General features: G+C 37.2%; 16 protein-coding genes and 1 tRNA gene. 12 read left to right on the forward strand and 5 right to left on the reverse strand.

All coding sequences use genetic code 11. The features are described 5' to 3' along the window. The first annotated feature begins 4 nt into the window (after nucleotides 1-4). A complete protein-coding gene (locus JG29_RS01365; RefSeq protein ID WP_045922171.1) occupies nucleotides 5-778 on the forward strand; it encodes a DUF975 family protein in 774 nt (257 codons plus the stop codon). A 13-nt stretch (nucleotides 779-791) separates the two neighbouring features. Here JG29_RS01365 and JG29_RS01370 read toward each other — a convergent pair whose 3' ends face one another. After that, nucleotides 792-1,472: a metal-dependent transcriptional regulator gene (locus JG29_RS01370; protein ID WP_045922172.1), complete on the reverse strand. Its 681-nt coding sequence runs from the start codon at nucleotides 1,470-1,472 to the stop codon at nucleotides 792-794. A gap of 86 nt (nucleotides 1,473-1,558) precedes the next feature. Here JG29_RS01370 and JG29_RS01375 point away from each other — a divergent pair, with 86 nt between their 5' ends. The 3 genes from JG29_RS01375 (at nucleotide 1,559) to JG29_RS01385 (ending at nucleotide 3,660) form a co-directional block, all read left to right on the forward strand. Then, the gene (locus JG29_RS01375) at nucleotides 1,559-2,080 is read left to right on the forward strand and encodes an HdeD family acid-resistance protein (protein WP_045922173.1); all 522 of its coding nucleotides are present in this window, start codon (nucleotides 1,559-1,561) and stop codon (nucleotides 2,078-2,080) included. Nucleotides 2,081-2,153: 73 nt separating this feature from the next. Next, a tRNA-Thr gene (locus tag JG29_RS01380) sits at nucleotides 2,154-2,226 on the forward strand. Between the two features lie 228 nt (nucleotides 2,227-2,454). Next, the gene (locus tag JG29_RS01385; RefSeq protein ID WP_052696266.1) at nucleotides 2,455-3,660 is read left to right on the forward strand and encodes an MFS transporter; all 1,206 of its coding nucleotides are present in this window, start codon (nucleotides 2,455-2,457) and stop codon (nucleotides 3,658-3,660) included. 77 nt (nucleotides 3,661-3,737) lie between these two features. On the opposite strand, the gene JG29_RS01390 is transcribed toward JG29_RS01385, so the two are convergent. After that, on the reverse strand, nucleotides 3,738-4,448 hold the full coding sequence (locus tag JG29_RS01390) for a hypothetical protein (RefSeq protein ID WP_045922174.1): 711 nt from the start codon (nucleotides 4,446-4,448) through the stop codon (nucleotides 3,738-3,740). 165 nt (nucleotides 4,449-4,613) lie between these two features. Here JG29_RS01390 and JG29_RS01395 point away from each other — a divergent pair, with 165 nt between their 5' ends. Continuing rightward, entirely contained in the window at nucleotides 4,614-5,285 is a 672-nt protein-coding gene (locus JG29_RS01395; protein ID WP_045922175.1) for a CPBP family glutamic-type intramembrane protease, read from the forward strand. A gap of 472 nt (nucleotides 5,286-5,757) precedes the next feature. Next, nucleotides 5,758-7,164: a branched-chain amino acid transport system II carrier protein gene (brnQ, locus tag JG29_RS01400; RefSeq protein ID WP_045922176.1), complete on the forward strand. Its 1,407-nt coding sequence runs from the start codon at nucleotides 5,758-5,760 to the stop codon at nucleotides 7,162-7,164. Nucleotides 7,165-7,187: 23 nt separating this feature from the next. On the opposite strand, the gene helD is transcribed toward brnQ, so the two are convergent. Further along, the gene (helD, locus tag JG29_RS01405; RefSeq protein WP_045922177.1) at nucleotides 7,188-9,470 is read right to left on the reverse strand and encodes an RNA polymerase recycling motor HelD; all 2,283 of its coding nucleotides are present in this window, start codon (nucleotides 9,468-9,470) and stop codon (nucleotides 7,188-7,190) included. Nucleotides 9,471-9,823: 353 nt separating this feature from the next. Between helD and trpS the strand changes: the two genes are divergently transcribed. Then, nucleotides 9,824-10,843, forward strand: coding sequence for a tryptophan--tRNA ligase (trpS, locus tag JG29_RS01410; RefSeq protein ID WP_045922178.1), 1,020 nt, complete (start codon nucleotides 9,824-9,826; stop codon nucleotides 10,841-10,843). Between the two features lie 76 nt (nucleotides 10,844-10,919). On the opposite strand, the gene JG29_RS01415 is transcribed toward trpS, so the two are convergent. Then, nucleotides 10,920-11,396, reverse strand: coding sequence for a nucleoside 2-deoxyribosyltransferase (locus tag JG29_RS01415; RefSeq protein ID WP_045922179.1), 477 nt, complete (start codon nucleotides 11,394-11,396; stop codon nucleotides 10,920-10,922). Between the two features lie 607 nt (nucleotides 11,397-12,003). Here JG29_RS01415 and JG29_RS01420 point away from each other — a divergent pair. The 4 genes from JG29_RS01420 to JG29_RS01435 all read left to right on the forward strand — a co-directional run bounded on the left by JG29_RS01420 (nucleotide 12,004) and on the right by JG29_RS01435 (nucleotide 15,692). Next, entirely contained in the window at nucleotides 12,004-12,471 is a 468-nt protein-coding gene (locus JG29_RS01420) for a MarR family winged helix-turn-helix transcriptional regulator (protein ID WP_045922180.1), read from the forward strand. Nucleotides 12,472-12,480: 9 nt separating this feature from the next. Continuing rightward, nucleotides 12,481-13,947, forward strand: a complete 1,467-nt coding sequence (locus tag JG29_RS01425) for an MDR family MFS transporter (RefSeq protein WP_045922181.1) — start codon at nucleotides 12,481-12,483, stop codon at nucleotides 13,945-13,947. A 1-nt stretch (nucleotide 13,948) separates the two neighbouring features. Then, nucleotides 13,949-14,653, forward strand: coding sequence for a DUF4811 domain-containing protein (locus JG29_RS01430; RefSeq protein WP_045922182.1), 705 nt, complete (start codon nucleotides 13,949-13,951; stop codon nucleotides 14,651-14,653). Nucleotides 14,654-14,789: 136 nt separating this feature from the next. Continuing rightward, nucleotides 14,790-15,692, forward strand: a complete 903-nt coding sequence (locus tag JG29_RS01435; protein ID WP_045922183.1) for a Ppx/GppA phosphatase family protein — start codon at nucleotides 14,790-14,792, stop codon at nucleotides 15,690-15,692. A gap of 57 nt (nucleotides 15,693-15,749) precedes the next feature. On the opposite strand, the gene JG29_RS01440 is transcribed toward JG29_RS01435, so the two are convergent. Beyond that, nucleotides 15,750-16,259 (reverse strand): YbhB/YbcL family Raf kinase inhibitor-like protein, encoded by a 510-nt coding sequence (locus JG29_RS01440; protein WP_045922184.1) that lies wholly within the window; start codon nucleotides 16,257-16,259, stop codon nucleotides 15,750-15,752. 73 nt (nucleotides 16,260-16,332) lie between these two features. On the opposite strand from JG29_RS01440, the gene JG29_RS08530 reads away from it, so the two are divergent. Beyond that, nucleotides 16,333-17,277 carry a hypothetical protein gene (locus JG29_RS08530; RefSeq protein WP_052696267.1) on the forward strand — a complete coding sequence of 315 codons (945 nt, stop codon included), beginning with the start codon at nucleotides 16,333-16,335 and terminating at the stop codon, nucleotides 17,275-17,277. Nucleotides 17,278-17,287: the final 10 nt, after the last annotated feature.

Consider the following 17,287-nt stretch of genomic DNA (forward strand, 5'->3'; position numbering starts at 1 on the left):
GATAATGATTAACGTGCGAACTCCCCAAAGTATTTTTGAAATTAAACAAACAGCTAGAAAAACTCTGCAGCAACAACCTCAGAGTATTCTGAAATTAGGTTGGGCCCCAGTTTTACTTTTAATGGGGATTATTTATTTAGCGATGCGCTGGGTGATGAATTTTGCCGCTCAGCTGCCTTCGACCGCCACTTATGATCAAATTTATACAGCAATGACCAAATTATTAGCAAATAATCCTCAAATTTATCAGCAGATCTTTTGGTACAGTGTCGAGGCGAGATTGGCTTATTTTCTGGTATTTACGGGAGTCACTTTTACTTGCTTGGATTTAGTACGACAGCCGCATCAAAGCTTAGGCTGGAACAGTGCTTGGCAGTTATTTTCGAGCCGTTATTTTTTTGCTACTATTAGTTTGTGGTTGGTTATTTTTGTGATCAGTCAATTAGGCTTTTGGCTGCCAGCATTTTTAGGATTGTTAGTAATGCTGTTTGTTCGCTACGGCTTTATAATGACTTATTTTATTTATAAAGATCTAACCCGCAAACAAAAACTGGCTTGGCGGCAAATTTGGCAAACTTTGCGTTTAAGCTGGCGTTTGATGCGGGGGCATAAGTTACGGTTCTTTTTCCTGGATTTTAGTTTCTTGGGCTGGGACTTATTGAATTATTTCAGTTGGGGAGTAGTTAATTTATATGTTGCTCCTTATAAAGCTGCTAGTTATGCTGCCTTTTATCAGGATCTGCTACGTTTATATGAGGGGAAAATTATTATTAAATAAAAAAACCGCTTCTTTACTGGGAATTTTCCGAAGTAGAGTTGCGGTTTATTTTTTCGACAAAAATAAAATCAGTGGTTTTTTGGCTGAGCGTAATTTCACGGCCGTTTTCGGTACGAACAATTAGAGAGTCATCAAAGGGTAGATGTTGCACGACCAGCAATTTTTGGTTCAAATTAAGCTTTAATTTGCAAAAATAGTCTAAGAATTCACGATTATCAAAAATACGCACGATTGTTACCCAAACATTTGGCTCCACTTGACTTAAAATCAGATCATCATCATCAGTTTCCCCCTGTCCATTGCCGGGAATAATGGCACCATGCGGACATTTTTGCGGATAATGCAGAAAAGCATTCAAAGCTGCTAATAATTGATCATCGGTGGCATGTTCTAAGGAGTCAGCCGTTTGGTGCACGTTATTAATGGTATAATGAAGATTATTAGTAAGGAACACTTCCCAAATGCGATGTTTTTTTACTAATTTTTCAGCTAATTTTTGTCCTGATGTTGTCAGCTCAATGGCATTATAAGGAGTATGTTTAATATAACCGTTGCGGGCTAAGTTGACCAGCATTTCGGTAACTGAGGGAGCACTGACTTGCATCATGGCAGCTAATCTTTTATTAGTTACTTTTTGAAAGCTATGCTGTAATTCAAAAATATTTTTGAGATAGTCTTCTTTATTCGGTGACAATTATGTAACCTCTTCTGTCAATTTGATAATCTCATTATAAAGTGTTGCTCATTCAGGTGCAATTTTTTATTTAGGGGGAATTAATAATGACGCGGGAACGGCATTTTGATATTTTTAGTTTAATTATTGGGATTTTTTCGTTGTTCGTCGGTTATGAAATTATGAAGCATCCTGCTTCAGGTTTAATTACGATTGTCCTGTTACTGGGTATTTTTTCTCTGGTACGTGGAATTTATCAATGCTGGCTGGCTTATCGTATTCATCAATTAATGAGGCAAAGTCATGTAGGATTTTTAGTATTTTCGGCAATTGTAGATATTTTATTAGGTATTATTTTTCTGTTTAATTTGCCTTTAGGATTAACCACCTTAATTTATATTTTGGCCTTTTGGTTTATTATTGATGGTATTGCTGAAATTACTCTAGTACCGTTTTATCGCCTGTTTGGCCGTGGTTATTATTGGCTGATCATTATTTTAGCAATTCTGAGTATTATTGCGGGGATTATCCTTTTATTTCGGCCGTTTTTGGGCGGAGTATTAATTGTTTCTCTAGCAGCAGTGTATTTCTTTATGGCCGGCATTTTGGAAATTATTGAAGCTTTTTAAAAAAATTGTCACTCAGGCCAATTTTCTATTTGCAAAAGAGCAATTTTTTGGTATTATAGATAGGTACTGAGTTGCCATCTTAGCTCAGTAGGTAGAGCGCCACCGTGGTAAGGTGGAGGTCGTCGGTCCGAATCCGATAGATGGCTTGGAAAAAAACGGTTCAAGAGATGAAAAATAATTTCATCTCTTTTTTTGTGTATAAAGCACAGTTAGGAAAGATTTAACTACTTAAATTAGTTTTTTTTAAATTAAGGATGGCATGTTCTAACAAAATTCGCTACAATTAAAATTGTTTAATAAAAATAGATTCTTTTTATTAATCTATTTTGAATTCATTGAAAGCAACTTGACCATAGTAAGAGGAGGGTATTTTATTGGGAGAAAATAATACGAGAGCTGCTGGTCAAGGCAATATGAAAACAATTATTGCCTTGATGGTGGGTTATTCTGTAATTTATATGGATAAACAGATGGTCTCTGCTGCCATTGTACCTATTGGGCAGCAGTTTCATCTCAGTTCTACACAGACCAGTTTTATCATGAGTGCGTTCTTTTTAGCTTATTGTTTAATGAGTATTCCTGCTGGTTGGTTAGTGGATAAGTTTGGCTCTAAGAATATCTTAATGTTATCTTTAGTTTTAACTGCGGTTTTTGCCTACGCTTTTGGCTGGGCCAACGGCCTGATCTTTTTTATTTTACTGCGTTTTGGATCAGGAATTGGTAATAGCGGTTATCCTTCTGCTGCCTCGAAAGCCATTGCTGAACATTTTGATTCCGATCGCCGGGTGTTTATGCAGTCAGCTGTTCTGACTACGACCGGTATTGGTGCAATTTTGGCTTTTACAATTGGGACTAATGTCATTGCTATTAATTGGCGTTATGGTTATTTCTTATTGGGCACTTTGTTTGTCATTGCACTGTTGATTATTGGATTTTTTATTCCAAAGTCACAAACCGCGGCCATTGCTGATAAAGCTCAGCCCCAGGTGGGATTAGCTAAAGTTTTAACTGATCCTAACGTTATTATTTTGGCGATTGTTATGGTACTGATAAATATTACAGCCTATGGCAGTTCATCTTGGCTACCTACTTATTTAACCCAGACGTATCACTTGTCTTTAAAGTCGGCGGGTTATTTATTAGCAGTTAATGCTATTTGGCAAATTGTCGGTAGTTTAGGTACAGGGGTAGTTTTATCTAAATGGTTTGCCGGACAGCAAAAGAAGTTTTTAATTTTGTCTTCTCTAATTGCAATGCTGGCGACAATTGTTATGGTTTCTGTGCATAATTTAGTAATTGTAGCAATTATGATGGCGATTTCTAATTTAACCATTGTGGCTACTTTTACCGGAGCCTTCACGTGGTCGCAACGTTTATTTACTAAAGACCGTATTGGTTCAGCTACAGGAGTATTGAATTTTGGTGGGACTTTCGGAGGAGTCTTAGGACCAATGCTGGGTGGATTTTTAATAGATGCTTTTCATAAGAATTTTGTCGTAGCCTTTATTGTTCTGGGAATTATTTTATTTTTGAGTAGCGTCTTAGCTTTGGTGATTAAACCTCGTGATCATGCTAATTAGTGATAAAACTATCTTTATAGATAACTTATATAAAAAGCCGCTATTATTAATAGCGGCTTTTTATTGCTTGAACTTTATTATTTGGTAATGTTAACAGTTAATTTTTTGCCATCAACCAGACTCGTTAAGTGATATCCTTGAATATCTTTGGTTTGCTGGCTACCCTTGTTCTTCTTAGCTTTTGTAACCAGATTATTTAAATCAGCTTTTTTCAAGCCTAAACCTGCGGCAGTAGCATTAAGATGTTTTTTAGTTTCAGCGCTAGCTACATCATTAATCTCTAATTGCATACTATAGACGGTTTCACCATTGCTTAAAATATGATAGGTAGTAGTAGGACTGAACATTAAACTAGTTGGTCTATCTAATTTAGGCATTTTTTTGGGCATTTGAGCCTGCATTTGTTTAGCACCATTGAATTTTTTTGCGAATTTGGCGGATTCAATAACTGCCTTAGGTTTGGGAACCTTGACCGTAATCGGCTTGCTTAAATTTTGTTTTTGACTAACTTTAACTTTGCGGGTTTTTAAAGAAGCTGGTAATTTAATTGTAAATTTTTTATTTTTAACTGCTACAGAATCTTTTTCGCTGTCCGCAACTTGATAATAAACCTTGCTACCTTTCGTAGAGCTACCACTGATTTCTTGTTTAATACCATTATCGCTGGCAGTTACTTGAGCACTAAAGGGTTTGACAGCTTGACTAGCAGGTTTACTGGAATTATTGCCACAGCCTGCTAAGAGAATGGCTAAACCTGCCACTGCAGCAGTTAGTTTCTTGTTAAACATTAATTAAAACCACACTTTCTTTATTGTTATTAACTTTTATTATAACAGTTTTTAGTTAAACAATGATGAAGAATGAATGACTTTTAAACAAATAAAATGGATTTGAGCTTTAATAGTAATTAATGGTATAATGCGCTCGTATTTAATTAGAGCAGGTGAAAATTTATGCAGGCATTAAAATCGCCCATGATTCGGAGCATTTGGTACATAATTTGGCTAATTTTAGTAATTATTTCCCAACAAATGGAGCAATTGTGTTTAAATGCTAAAGGCTTAGACTCAGTTAGGGTAGTCTTTTTTTTAATTATTGCTATTTTAACTTTATTATTTATGCTCCAGCGTTATCAACATGAACAACATTATTTTAAGACTGTCAATACCAGTTTGAGTCAAGGCTTGACCGAATTTTTTGGTTTGGTTGTTTTTATCTTGGTTGCCATCGGCTGTTTTATGATTATTATCAGCTATTTAAAAGCTCGCGGATATTTTCCGCATTTAGTCAATCGAACCGATTATTTAGACCGCGGTTCGTTAGCTTTTTGGTTTGATTTGTTAGCGAGCGCTCTGTTGATTTCTTTAGAACAACAATTTGTAACTATTGGGTTTTTCTTTAATTATTTTTTTCGGCGTAATTCTTTAATCGGGGCTCTTGTAGCAATTTTAATCAGTGGCTTGATTTTTGGAGCCTTAAATATGGAATCTTGGCATTTGATTAATTTCTTTATTTATACGGCAATTGGTTTGATGCTGGCGACCATGTACCTAGCTACGCAAAATTTACGGATTTGTATGTTTATGAGTGTCTTTGTGGCCATTATGAAAGTAATTTTGATTTGAATTTTATTAATAGTTTTTCATCAAAATTTCTAAAGTATTCGGGTTCTGAAATTAGCACAAAATGTTAACCGTAACTGTTTAGATTCTATTTGACAATAATTAGAAAAAGTTATATGATAATGAGCAATTAATTAAAAAGCTGTGAGAAAGTAGCGCTCTAATAGTCCCACTATAAAGCGAGCTTTGTTTGGTGAAAGAAAGCTAGATGGTTATTAGAGCTATCACTTTTGAGCGATGTCGTGAAAACTAGTAGCTGGCATTGGGATCACCCATTATTGTGAACGCTTATAAATAAATTGTAAGTAAGAAAGCTGCTAATAAGCAGTAAATAAGGTGGTACCGTGCTGCTTGCGCCCTTTAGTCAATTTGACTGAAGGGCTTTTTTGTGGTTAAGGAGTGTTGGCAATGATGACTTAGATGATTAGATCTTAATTATTTTATTCGAACTATTTATTTAAGGGAGGAGATCATAATGAATAAAAGTGAAACGGATTTGAATCCGCAACCGTTAACCTGGAAAGATTATTTAGTAGTTAGCTCTTTGTTGTTCGGCTTATTTTTTGGTGCTGGCAATTTAATTTTCCCGTTACATTTAGGACAGTTAGCGGGTGCGCATTGGTTGACAGCTATGATTGGATTTTTAGTAACAGCCGTCTTATTACCGCTTTTGTCGGTTTTGGCAGTCAGTATTACCCGCTCTCAAGGAGTTTATGATATTGGGCGGCCATTGGGACCAGCTTTTGCTTTGGTCTTTATGGTGTTGATTCATGCTACTATCGGACCTTTATTTGGGACACCGCGGACGGCAACTGTCTCCTTTACAGTAGGCTTAGCTCCTTTGCTGCCAGCTAATTGGGCCCACGGTGGTTTATTAGTTTTTTCGGCGATCTTTTTTCTCGTGGCTTTTATTATTTCTTATCAGGAATCCAGTATTCTTTCCAGTGTCGGAAAAGTTTTAAATCCTTTATTCTTACTCTTACTTATGGTGGTCTTTTTCCTAGCCATTCTAAATCCAATGGGCGCGACTGCTAACCAAAGTGTGACTGCTGCTTATCAACATAATGCTTTTTTCAATGGTTTTTTACAAGGATATAATACGATGGATGCCTTAGCCGGCCTAGCTTTTGGGGTCACCATTGTCACAGCTGTTAAGCAGATGGGCAAAACTACCCCGAAGAGTAATGCGAAAGTGACAGCTAAAGCAGGCATTTTGGCTACTGCTTTAATTGGCCTTATCTATGTGGTCTTAATTTGGATTGGAGCTACTACCTTAGCAAAATTCAAATTATCTCCCGATGGCGGAATTGCATTTAACCAGTTGGTTAATTATTACTTAGGTCGTGCGGGACAAGTTTTATTGGCGGTTTTAATTACTGTTACTTGTCTGACAACAGCGGTAGGTTTAGTAGCGGCTTTTGCACAGGATTTTCATAAACACTTTCCTAAAGTTAGCTATCATGTGTGGCTAGTCTTTACTTGTATTGCTTCATTTTTAACGGCTAACTTTGGTTTAGATACAATTATTGCTTGGTCAACACCACTATTGATGTTACTTTACCCGTTTGCAATGGTCCTTATTTTATTATCAATTTTTTCGCCGTTTTTCCAGCGTGATCCACAAGTTTATGTTTGGACCGTTGCTTTAACTGCAGTAGCGGCAGTTTTAGATATGATTGCTGCTTTTCCACCAGTTATTAGCCAAACTGCCTGGGCCAAAGCTGTCGGTACTTGGCAGCAGCAATTTTTACCTTTTGCAAGTTTAGGGATGGATTGGATTGTACCGGCAGCTTTAGGTGCAGTAATTGGTTTAACCTTGCATTTTGTCAGTCAAGCCCATCTCAAAAATGCTAAAACTAAATATGCTCATTCAAATAATTAACTTATGCAAATAATCGGTTACAATTAGTTAAGTTTTTGAATGTTTAAGGTTTGCGGGTTAATTTTGTGAAAGATGGCGGCAATTTTGGGGGTACTGGTAAAATATAATTCATGCAAGGCGCGAGTAGCAATCGTATAAAGAATACCCCAATCGCCACTAGTCTGATAATTAGCTGCAGAAATATCATAGCCGATGACACAATCAAATTCTAACCCTTTGGCTAGATATACTGGCAGCACAATAATACCATCAGGAATCGCAGTGCTTTCTTCTTGTAAGAGAAGAACTTGATTTCCTAAATGCTGCTGTAAAGTTTGTGCTTGTTGAATATTTTTTGTAATGATAGCTACACTCCGGTGTTTTTTTGCTAGTTTATCTGCCAGCTGACCGGTAACGGTGGATAAATTTGCTGCTGTAGTTTGAAATAAAGTCGGAGTTTGGCCTTGACGATTAAAACTTTGAATTTGAGCTCCGGAAGGTATGAATTGTTTAGCCAGGTTGGTTATGGCCGCGGTTGCACGATAACTTTGGTTGAGTGTAATTAAAGCGGCCTTTTTTTGTGGTAATAATTGGGTTAATGTTTGAAAACGTTCCTGTGAGAGATTCTTGGGAGCATAGACATTTTGTTCAATATCGCCAAGCAAAGTAAGTTTAGCCTGGGGAAAAGAATTCTGAATATAAGCTAATTGCAGAGCAGAATAATCCTGCATTTCATCAATAAACAGATACTTAATATGACGATTTTGTCCACTGCCGGTAACTAGTTGCCGTAAATAGAGAATCGCGGCGGCATCATCTAGTTGTAAATAATGCCGTTCCAAATCCTCTTGTAAGTCAGCGATAGTTTCTTGCCAAACGGTGGCCGCCATCTTTGGTGGCTGTAATTGGGTTAAGAAATTTTGATAAAGTTGAAATATATCAAAATAATAGTCATTGTAAAGGGCATCATAAACAGGCAAATAATGCCGTTTTAAGACATAATGGGCTAGTATTTGCTGCTGGTGATCACTAGAATATTGACTGAGATGTTTTTGTTGTTCCAGGTTTTGAAATTCCGTCGTTGAAAGATCATCTATAGCCTCTAATACCCAATCGGCTTGGGCTTCTTTTTGCAGCCGGTGTTTTAAGGCTTTAATGAGGTGATTTTTAGTTTGTAAAAATTTATCCGCACTACTTAAAGCCGCGGGCAATTTTTGGTATATTTGCTGGATATAACTTTTGCTGAAAAAGATTTGTCCTTCAAAAATAAGATCATTAAAGGCACAGCTAATGTCACTATGCTGGGCATAGTTTTGTAAAGCTTGAACAAAATCAAGGCTATCCTTATATTGCCGGACCTGTTGTGCGGCTTGAGGAAAATGGTGTTGTTCTTGTTCATAACGCTCAAAGGGGGTTTGGATCTGCAGCCCATGTAAGCGGCGGGCTAATAAAGTATGAAGAGTTACCTGGCGCATATTTTTTTCTCCCAGACTAGGCAGCACCTCGGCAATATAGTTGGAAAATAAGTTATTAGGGGAAAATAAGATAATTTGTTCTGCATTTAGATTTTGGCGGCTGTGATAAAGTAAATAGGCAATACGTTGCATAACAGTGGAAGTTTTGCCAGAACCGGCGGCACCTTGGACAATGAGTAAGTCGGCGGTGGTGTTTCTGATGATCTGATTTTGCGAGCGCTGAATTGTAGCTACAATATTTTTCATTTGGGCACTACTAGTTTGGCTCAGAGCATTTTTTAAAAATTCATCACCAATAGTTTCATTAGTATCAAACATATTTTCAATTTGACCTTGGCGAATGGAAAACTGGCGTTTACGCTGTAATTGAACTTCTTGTTTGCCGATAGGTGAATCATAATGTACCAAGCCTAAGGTCCCATTATAATAAATACTGGCAATAGGAGCCCGCCAATCGTAAATCAAAAATTGGCCCTGATTGTCGGTTAAAGAGGAGGTGCCAATATAAAGAGTATCCTGTTCACCGTCTTCTTTTATATCAATCCGTCCAAAATATGGTGAACCCACTAGAGATTTTAAGGCTTGCTGTTTTTGCTGAAAAATCACTTCATTACTGACAGCACTGGTCATTAATTGCCGCTGCTGCTGTAAAGTGGCGTTAGTTTCAATAATATCATCAGTTTCAATATAGTTAGCACGCGTATTGGCGCCATAGTTCAATTCAATTTGCCGGCGCTCATGTTGGGCCTGCGCTAGGTTATCGGTATTATTTTGTAACTGCTTTTGAATAATCTGTTCTACTTGATCGACGCGCTTTTGTTCTTGCGCTTGGCTTTCGTTATTAAATTGCATGTTTTGTCCATCCTTGTTTATTCGTGGAGTATTTTAATGTTAGCTTGAATGAATGTAAAGTAGGCTGCAGTAATTTCAGGGAAAAGTTGACATTAAAGTTGTAAATATTATAGTATAATTACAATTACTAAAAGTGCAAAGTATTTAGCAAGTGGGAAATGAGAAACTGACTGGTGGCTGTAAAGTCAGCCCAGCTTGTTAAAGAAGTGGAGCTTTTAATAGTGGCAACTAGCGCCTTAAGCTGGACTAAGAGGCAGGATAAACTGCAAAACAGGTGGTACCGCGTTGAAAGACGTCCTATTGTTCAAAAGAACAAGTGGGCGTCTTTATTTTTTTAGATAAGGAGAATAATCATGGCTAAACACACACTTTTAACAGCAGATCGACCGACAGGAAAATTACACATTGGCCATTATATTGGTTCTTTAAAAAATCGGGTCAAACTCCAAAATAGTGGTGATTATCGTTCTTTTATTATGATTGCGGATATGCAGGCTTTAACCGATAATGCCCGCAATCCGGAAAAAATTCGCCAAAGTTTGATACAAGTGGCATTGGATTATTTAGCAGTCGGCATTGATCCGAAAAAATCAACCATTTTAATTCAGTCGCAAATCCCAGCGCTCAATGAATTAACAATGTATTATTTAGACCTAGTGACCTTAGCGCGCTTAAAACGTAATCCGACGGTTAAAGCCGAGATTAAGCAAAAAGGTTTTGGCGATAATGTACCAGCTGGTTTTTTGGCTTATCCGGTAAGCCAAGCAGCAGATATTACGGCTTTTAAGGCCGATACTGTGCCTGTAGGTGACGATCAGGAACCAATGCTAGAACAAGCTCGAGAAATTGTCCGTACCTTTAATTCAACTTATCAACAAGACGTTTTGGTGGAACCACAAGGATTGTTTTCCCCAGAAGGACAGGGGCGTTTACCTGGTCTGGATGGCAATGCTAAGATGAGTAAATCTTTAAATAATGCAATTTATCTTTCCGATAATGCAGCAGAAGTTCATCAAAAAGTAATGCGGATGTATACGGATCCGCATCATATTCACGTAGAAGATCCGGGGCAAATTGCCGGAAATACGGTTTTTGAATATTTGGATATTTTTGGCACAGATAAAGAACATATTGCGCAATTAAAAGCACACTATCAAGCTGGCGGCTTAGGTGATGTGCAGGTTAAACGCTATTTAGAAGAAGTTTTGAATGCAGTATTAGAACCAATTCGCCAGCGCCGCCACGTCTATGAACAGGATTTGGGACAGGTATATCAGATTTTACAAAAAGGCAGTCAGGTGGCCAATGAAGTTGCCGAACAGACTTTAGCCGAAGTTCGGGCGGCTATTGGTGTTAATTATTTTGAACAGTAAAAAGTAATATAAAGTAAGTAAAAACCGCTAGGATAATTTAATCTTAGCGGTTTTATTTTGGGATTTATGACCAGTTTTAATTTAATTTTTGCTTAATGGCAGTTAATAAATCAGCTTCATTATTGACAATAGTTCCGTTTAATTTGATTAAACCAGTAGTATACAGGTTAACATAGTGAAATTGATTTTCGGCGACTTGGCTTAAGGCGTCCAGCTTTTGCTGGTTGCTAGCTCCTTGTTGTCGAGTATCAGTATACAAGCCGATAATAGGAATTTTTTGCGCATAAGCTACCCCAATTTCGCTGGCCACCCCATTATCAATGGTATTACCATCCAAAATAGCGATAACCAGATCGCTGGCTAAGAGTTTTTCAGTATCAGCTTGGGCAATCATTTTAGAATCAGCGTAGGCTTGTTTATCGTTGATATCGTTGTTTTCTTGGGGTAAGTATAGATCAATTTGGGGGCTTAAGTGCCGAATTTGAGCTGCCAACTGGGCATTATAATTAATATCAGCTTGAGAAAATAGTGCATTAGCAAAATAAATTTTCATAATAATCTCCTTTTATAGTTTTACGAATAGGAAAAATCTGCTGTTAGTTATTCTGAAATCAGTGAACAAACCGCCTCTTAATCATGGTTAAACTAGCTCCGGCCTGTCTGCAGTTTACATTTTAATCATTTAAACTACAGTTGACAGTAAAAAATAAATTATCAGGATCTGCTTTTAAATAAGTAACGGGGTGGCTGAAAACCAGTTTAGTATTACAAATACTAGTATTTTATTGGAAGTACATCCACTTCTTTTCCTGAAAGCAAGGCAGCTAAACCAAATAATAAAAGCTCTAGGCAGCTAAATGCAATCAGTTCTAGTTGCTGCTTGGTATTAATTACTAGAAACACAACAGCATTTTATTGAAAAATTTTTAAACTGTTGCTGGGCCTTAGTTCGATTTTACCAGAATTCAAAGGCAAGGGAAGTTTAATTTATTGAAATTTCAGCTAAGCAAAGGATCAAAAGTCATGGTTACTGCCATTTTGACGGGAAAAATTTATTAATAAGATGCGAAATTGTCTTGAGTTTTCTTAACAATAGTTAATACTTGACAAGAGTCAAGCTAGGTCTTATAGTGGTTATTACTTTCTTGGGGGAGATAAATATGGATAGTAAATCTTTTTTACATTTTGAGATTGGTTTTTATCGCTTAAAAAGACGCTTACTGCAGGAATTCTTGAAACCTTATAATTTAAAAAATTTTGACAGTCTTTTAATCGCGATTGTTGCAGCTAAACCGGGTTGTAGTCAAGGGGCAATTATTAATCACGTTATGGCTGATGAAGCCAGTGTGGCCCGGGGATTGCGGAATTTGGAAAACCGGGGTTTTATTATTCGGCGTGAAGATCCTAATAATCACCGTAAAAAACTGGTTTATCCTACCCAGCAGGCTGAACAATTCTATCAGGCTTTAAATAATTTTTTAGATAATTGGAATCAGATCATCTTTAGCGATTTAACCCCCCAAGAATTGCAGACCCTGGATCAATTGATCTCACGGATCGAAGAGAACTTGAAGCAAGTTGATTATCGTCAATTACTTGCTGATTTAACTCAATCTAATAAAAAATGAGGTGTTTTTATGAATGAAGCTGTTGATATTAATGGAAAATCTTTTAATAAGATTGCGATGGTCATTACTTTATTAGCAGGAACTTTTTGCACAGTTCTGAATGGGACCATTCTCGCAACAGCTTTTCCTACTTTGATGCGGGCCTTTAATATTTCGGCTTCTACAGTACAGTGGCTAACTACGGGGTTTATGATGGTAAATGGTGTTATGATCCCGATTAGTGCCTGGATTAGTACGCGGATAAATTCTAAATTGTTATACATTAGTGCAATGAGCACTTTTTTAGTAGGAACGATCATCTGCTATTTTGCTAATAGTTTTGGGGTTTTGTTAGGCGGTCGTTTAATCCAAGGAATTGCCGTTGGAGTAACGATGCCATTGATGCAGACAATTATGTTAAGTATTTTTCCACCGCAAAAACGAGGAATAGCTATGGGCCTTGGAGGTCTAGTTATTGGATTAGCACCAGCTATTGGTCCTACTTTATCTGGCTGGGTGATTGATAATTGGAGTTGGCGCGATTTATTCAGTATTATTATCCCGATTGTTTTCTTAGTAGTTATTGCCAGCTTTTTTACAATGCATTCAGTGTTAAAAACCGCTAAAAGTTCTATTGATGTAATTTCAATTATTGAATCAACTTGCGGTTTTGGCAGTTTGCTATATGGTTTTTCTTCCGTCGGTGATAATGGCTGGACTTCTCCTTCAGTTTATGGAACGATTATTTTTGGTTTAGTAGTAATTATGATTTTTTGTTGGCGTCAATTACATTTACAAAAGCCGTTTCTGCAATTACGGGTTTTTCAATCAGGAGAATTTTCGCTGTCAGTAGTTTTATCATCAGTAACCAATATGGCAATGATGGGAATTGAAATGATTTTGCCGCTTTATTTACAAATGATTAAAGGCTTATCGGCTTTTCATTCTGGGTTGGCCTTATTGTTAGGAGCTTTGATTACAGGTATCATGAGTCCGGTAACTGGAGCTGCTTTTGATAAATATGGTGCTAAACGTTTGGCGACTACAGGAATGTTTTTTCTGACAGCCGGGACGATTCCATTCTTATTTCTTACAAAAGATACTTCAACTTTATATATTGTGGTCCTGTATGCTTTTCGGATGTTTGGAATTTCGATGGTCAATATGCCGGTTACAACTTCCGGAATGAATTCTTTACCGTTTAATTTGATTAGCCATGGAACAGCGGTAAATAATACTACCCGGCAAGTCTTCACTTCTATGGGGACTGCAATTTTAATTAGTGTGTTAACTAATATTACCAATACTTTAAAACCGGCCTCCAGTTTGTTGAAAACTGCGCCCATTGCTTATAAAAATCAAATGGTAAATGCGACCATTATGGGTTATCGCGCTGCTTTTGCAGTAGCAGTTGTCTTGTGCTTAATTACCTTTGCTTTATCATTTTTATTAAAAGATAAACAGCATTCCGCAGATATTGAGCAGGAGGTGCAATAAAATGATTATTGTTTGTTTAGTTATTGTCACCTTAATTGCTTATTTTGGCGGGGTGTATGTTGATAATCGTCATGCTGCTAACATTACTCGTGGAATTTGTGACGTTCTGATTGTTGTTATTTTAACTTTAATAGTAGCTAATGATACTTTTCATTTCGGCATGCAGCCAAGAACGCAAACAACAATTACGTCTATTTCTGCAGTAAAGCCTAGTTCCAAGGCACCTATTTTGTTATATCGTTCTTTAGGAACAAGTGGCAAAAATCCAATTTATTTATATAAAAAGACACCTGATTCTAAGCCTGTCCACACCCGGCCTGATGAGACAGTAAATAAAGTAGTCCGGTCAAGCACAGATCCGCATTTAGTTACTAAAAGAAAAACCTGGGTTTACAAAAATGGTTTTTATAAGTTTATGTTTGCTATTGCTGGTAATGAAGGTCGCCATATTCAGACGCATAATACTTTTTATTTACCACCTAATTGGCTGGTGCTCTCAACTAAGCAGGCACAGCGATTAGCTGTGCAAATGCAAAATCCGCGCACAAAGCAACGATTAAGCCAAGAAGTGCAACAGCAAGTCCAAAAAGATCTAGCCCGTCGACCAACACTGACTGCTCAACAGCGTCGCCAATATGTGAAACACATGACGGTCTTACGTCAAAGACAGGTTTTAGAAAAATTAGCCCAAATAAAGCTTAAGTAATGATATAGTTATTATTACTTAAGCTTTTTTCGTGATTTTTATATTGAAAAATGTATTGAAGATTAATTTTTTAAGGGTCGCAATTAAGCGTGGTTTTGTGTATTCTGAATAAAAGAATTATGAGGGGGAAGTGTTAATGGCCAAATTAGCTTTGATTGATATTGGTTCTAATTCAATTCGGATGGTTTTGTATCAAATTGATAACCAATATCAAGCACAGGAAATAACCCGCTATCGCCATTTTGTTCAATTAGCTAAGGATATGACAGCTGCCGGAGCAATTAACCAGCTGAATTTTGCTGCAGGAATTCAAACATTGCAGCAATTTCATCAAATTATTATCGAACAGCAAGTAACTAAAGTAATTGCTACTGCAACTGAAGCTATTCGTAAAGCGAGTAATCAAAGTGAATTCTTGCAGGCCGCTCAAGTTCAGGCTCAAATTAAAATTCAGGTTTTAACTGGTCAGCAAGAGGCTTATTATGATGCATTGGCAATTCAGACTCATTTAAATTTGAGTGATTTTTTATTTTTAGATACTGGCGGCGGCAGCTTTGAGTGGGGCTGGAGGTCTTCTCGAGGTCTTCAGGCTGCTAGTTGGCCTTATGGAGCAGTTAAGCTGTATGATGAATTGCATAAACCGCAACAATTATCCTTGACCTTGATTGAACAATTACAGCAGTATTTATTCAAATATATGCGAAAAATTCAGCCGTCAGACCGTTTGAATTTGGTAGTTATTGGGGGTGTACACAACACTTTATTTACGGTTATGCAGCAGGCCACTGATCACTGGCTGCCTGTGGAACAGGTCGATTCATGGGTCAAATTAATTGAACATAATTCATTGACACAGAATTTAAAATTAGAAAATATGGAAATGCAGCGGGCTCCTTTTATGGCAGTCGGTTTACTACCATTAAGCACGGTTTTAAATTATTTTTCTATTGCTCAAATATGTTTTAGCAAGGTCGGTCTGCGCAATGGTATTTTATGGGAATATTTGCAACAGGCAGCTTTAAAAGAAGAGGAAAGTTAGATCCGGAAGTCAAAAAAGGACTGAAACTATTTGATTTCAGTCCTTTATTAACAAGAGCTAACCGCGATAAGGTAAAATTATTTTTTGGTGAGTTAAAATATGTCCTTCCATCGCATGTAATAATTCATTCATCCAAAAGCCTGGTGCTAAAGCTAATTTTTGATCTAAAGCATAAATACGCAATTCATAATTATGAACACCTTGAGGTGGAGTAGGGCCAACGTAATGTTGACAGATGAGCGGGTCTTTTTCTTGAATATAAGGACTGGCGGTAGAATTTTTTCCTTGGATCATGGAAAAGGGAGGTTTTTGACTGGAATTTTCCGGGATTTCAGTTAGATCACCGGGTAAATTAGCAGCTGTCCAGTGAATCCAAGAAAAACCCGCTACCGGAATGGAATCAGGATCGATAAGCGTTAGGGCAAAACTAACAGTTTGAGCAGGTTGTTCATAAATACTGATTGGAAACGAACGTAGCGGGTAGGCTCCTTTAAAATCAGCAGCATCACCAAATTTGCCATATTTTTTCGGCAATTGTCCTTGATTCAATTTAACTGTAATTTTCATTCCGAAGACTCCTTTAGATTAATGCTATAATCAAACTAGTTTTAAGATTATTGTACAATCAGTGAGGAAGAATATGCAAATAACGGATTTTAGTTTACAAGTGCAACAATTATTGCAGCAGGTACAGCAGCAAGCACAAAAAGAAATTATTCTGGAAAGTAATGGCCGCCATGAAGATTGGCTGGCTTTTGACCAATCTGGTCATAAAGTAGATGCGGCAGGCAAGATTCATTTACAAATGGCCCATTCCAGTATTCCGGATTTTACTTTAGCTCATGAATTGCGCCATATTGAGTGGGAACTACAAGATTATGCCCGAATTAAATTTCCTTTAACTACTGGTCAACCCGAATTGGATCGGCAATTAAAGATTACCGCTTCTTCGTTAATTGGCAGTGTGGAACACCTGTTAATTATGCAAAAACAGCGAAAGCAAGGAGAAGTAACTGCAACAGTGGAAAAGGAATTTGTAAAAGGAATTTCTCAGAATTTAGCTTGGCAAGATGTCAATTTAGATAATTATTTTATTTATTATACATTGATTTTATTAGATATTTTGACCTTGAGCCAAGGTCAGGATTTAGATCATTGGCAGCAGCATTATCCTAAAGCTTATGCGGCTGCCGGCAAACTCTATCAACAAATAGCTGAAAATACACGGCCGACAGCCTTTTCTGTGCGACGCCAGCAAGTACGGCTCTTAGAATTATTTGCTCAACTACTAGTTGAAAATTCCTATCCGTTTTTACCTTTGAACGACTTTGTGCTGCTGGAACCGGTTGTAAGTTCCCGCCAATTACGGTTAACATTAGGACAAGTTTTTCAAATTAAACATAGCGAATTAAAAGATTTAAAAACTAATAACAGGGCGCTGATTTTAGTAGAATTAACGGACCAGCAAAATGCGGCAGTTTTGCGTTTTCAGCACGAATTGACCCCGGAGCAGTATCGCCAGCTTTATCAAATGAATGTTCGTGAGTTTTTACAAATGCAGCAGGTTCATTATTACTTACGCTAGGCGAGTCCGA

The sequence above is a fragment of the Bombilactobacillus mellis genome, assembly GCF_000967245.1.
Taxonomy (GTDB): domain Bacteria; phylum Bacillota; class Bacilli; order Lactobacillales; family Lactobacillaceae; genus Bombilactobacillus; species Bombilactobacillus mellis.

What these genes read in the sequence shown, in the direction of transcription:
- brnQ (WP_045922176.1), top strand. Translation starts at nt 5,758, where the DNA reads ATGAATAAAAGTGAAACGGATTTGAATCCGCAACCGTTAACCTGGAAA.
- JG29_RS01415 (WP_045922179.1), bottom strand. Translation starts at nt 11,396, where the DNA reads ATGAAAATTTATTTTGCTAATGCACTATTTTCTCAAGCTGATATTAAT.
- trpS (WP_045922178.1), top strand. Translation starts at nt 9,824, where the DNA reads ATGGCTAAACACACACTTTTAACAGCAGATCGACCGACAGGAAAATTA.
- JG29_RS01435 (WP_045922183.1), top strand. Translation starts at nt 14,790, where the DNA reads ATGGCCAAATTAGCTTTGATTGATATTGGTTCTAATTCAATTCGGATG.
- JG29_RS08530 (WP_052696267.1), top strand. Translation starts at nt 16,333, where the DNA reads ATGCAAATAACGGATTTTAGTTTACAAGTGCAACAATTATTGCAGCAG.
- JG29_RS01420 (WP_045922180.1), top strand. Translation starts at nt 12,004, where the DNA reads ATGGATAGTAAATCTTTTTTACATTTTGAGATTGGTTTTTATCGCTTA.
- JG29_RS01425 (WP_045922181.1), top strand. Translation starts at nt 12,481, where the DNA reads ATGAATGAAGCTGTTGATATTAATGGAAAATCTTTTAATAAGATTGCG.
- JG29_RS01365 (WP_045922171.1), top strand. Translation starts at nt 5, where the DNA reads ATGATTAACGTGCGAACTCCCCAAAGTATTTTTGAAATTAAACAAACA.
- JG29_RS01440 (WP_045922184.1), bottom strand. Translation starts at nt 16,259, where the DNA reads ATGAAAATTACAGTTAAATTGAATCAAGGACAATTGCCGAAAAAATAT.
- JG29_RS01395 (WP_045922175.1), top strand. Translation starts at nt 4,614, where the DNA reads ATGCAGGCATTAAAATCGCCCATGATTCGGAGCATTTGGTACATAATT.
- JG29_RS01375 (WP_045922173.1), top strand. Translation starts at nt 1,559, where the DNA reads ATGACGCGGGAACGGCATTTTGATATTTTTAGTTTAATTATTGGGATT.
- helD (WP_045922177.1), bottom strand. Translation starts at nt 9,470, where the DNA reads ATGCAATTTAATAACGAAAGCCAAGCGCAAGAACAAAAGCGCGTCGAT.
- JG29_RS01390 (WP_045922174.1), bottom strand. Translation starts at nt 4,448, where the DNA reads ATGTTTAACAAGAAACTAACTGCTGCAGTGGCAGGTTTAGCCATTCTC.
- JG29_RS01430 (WP_045922182.1), top strand. Translation starts at nt 13,949, where the DNA reads ATGATTATTGTTTGTTTAGTTATTGTCACCTTAATTGCTTATTTTGGC.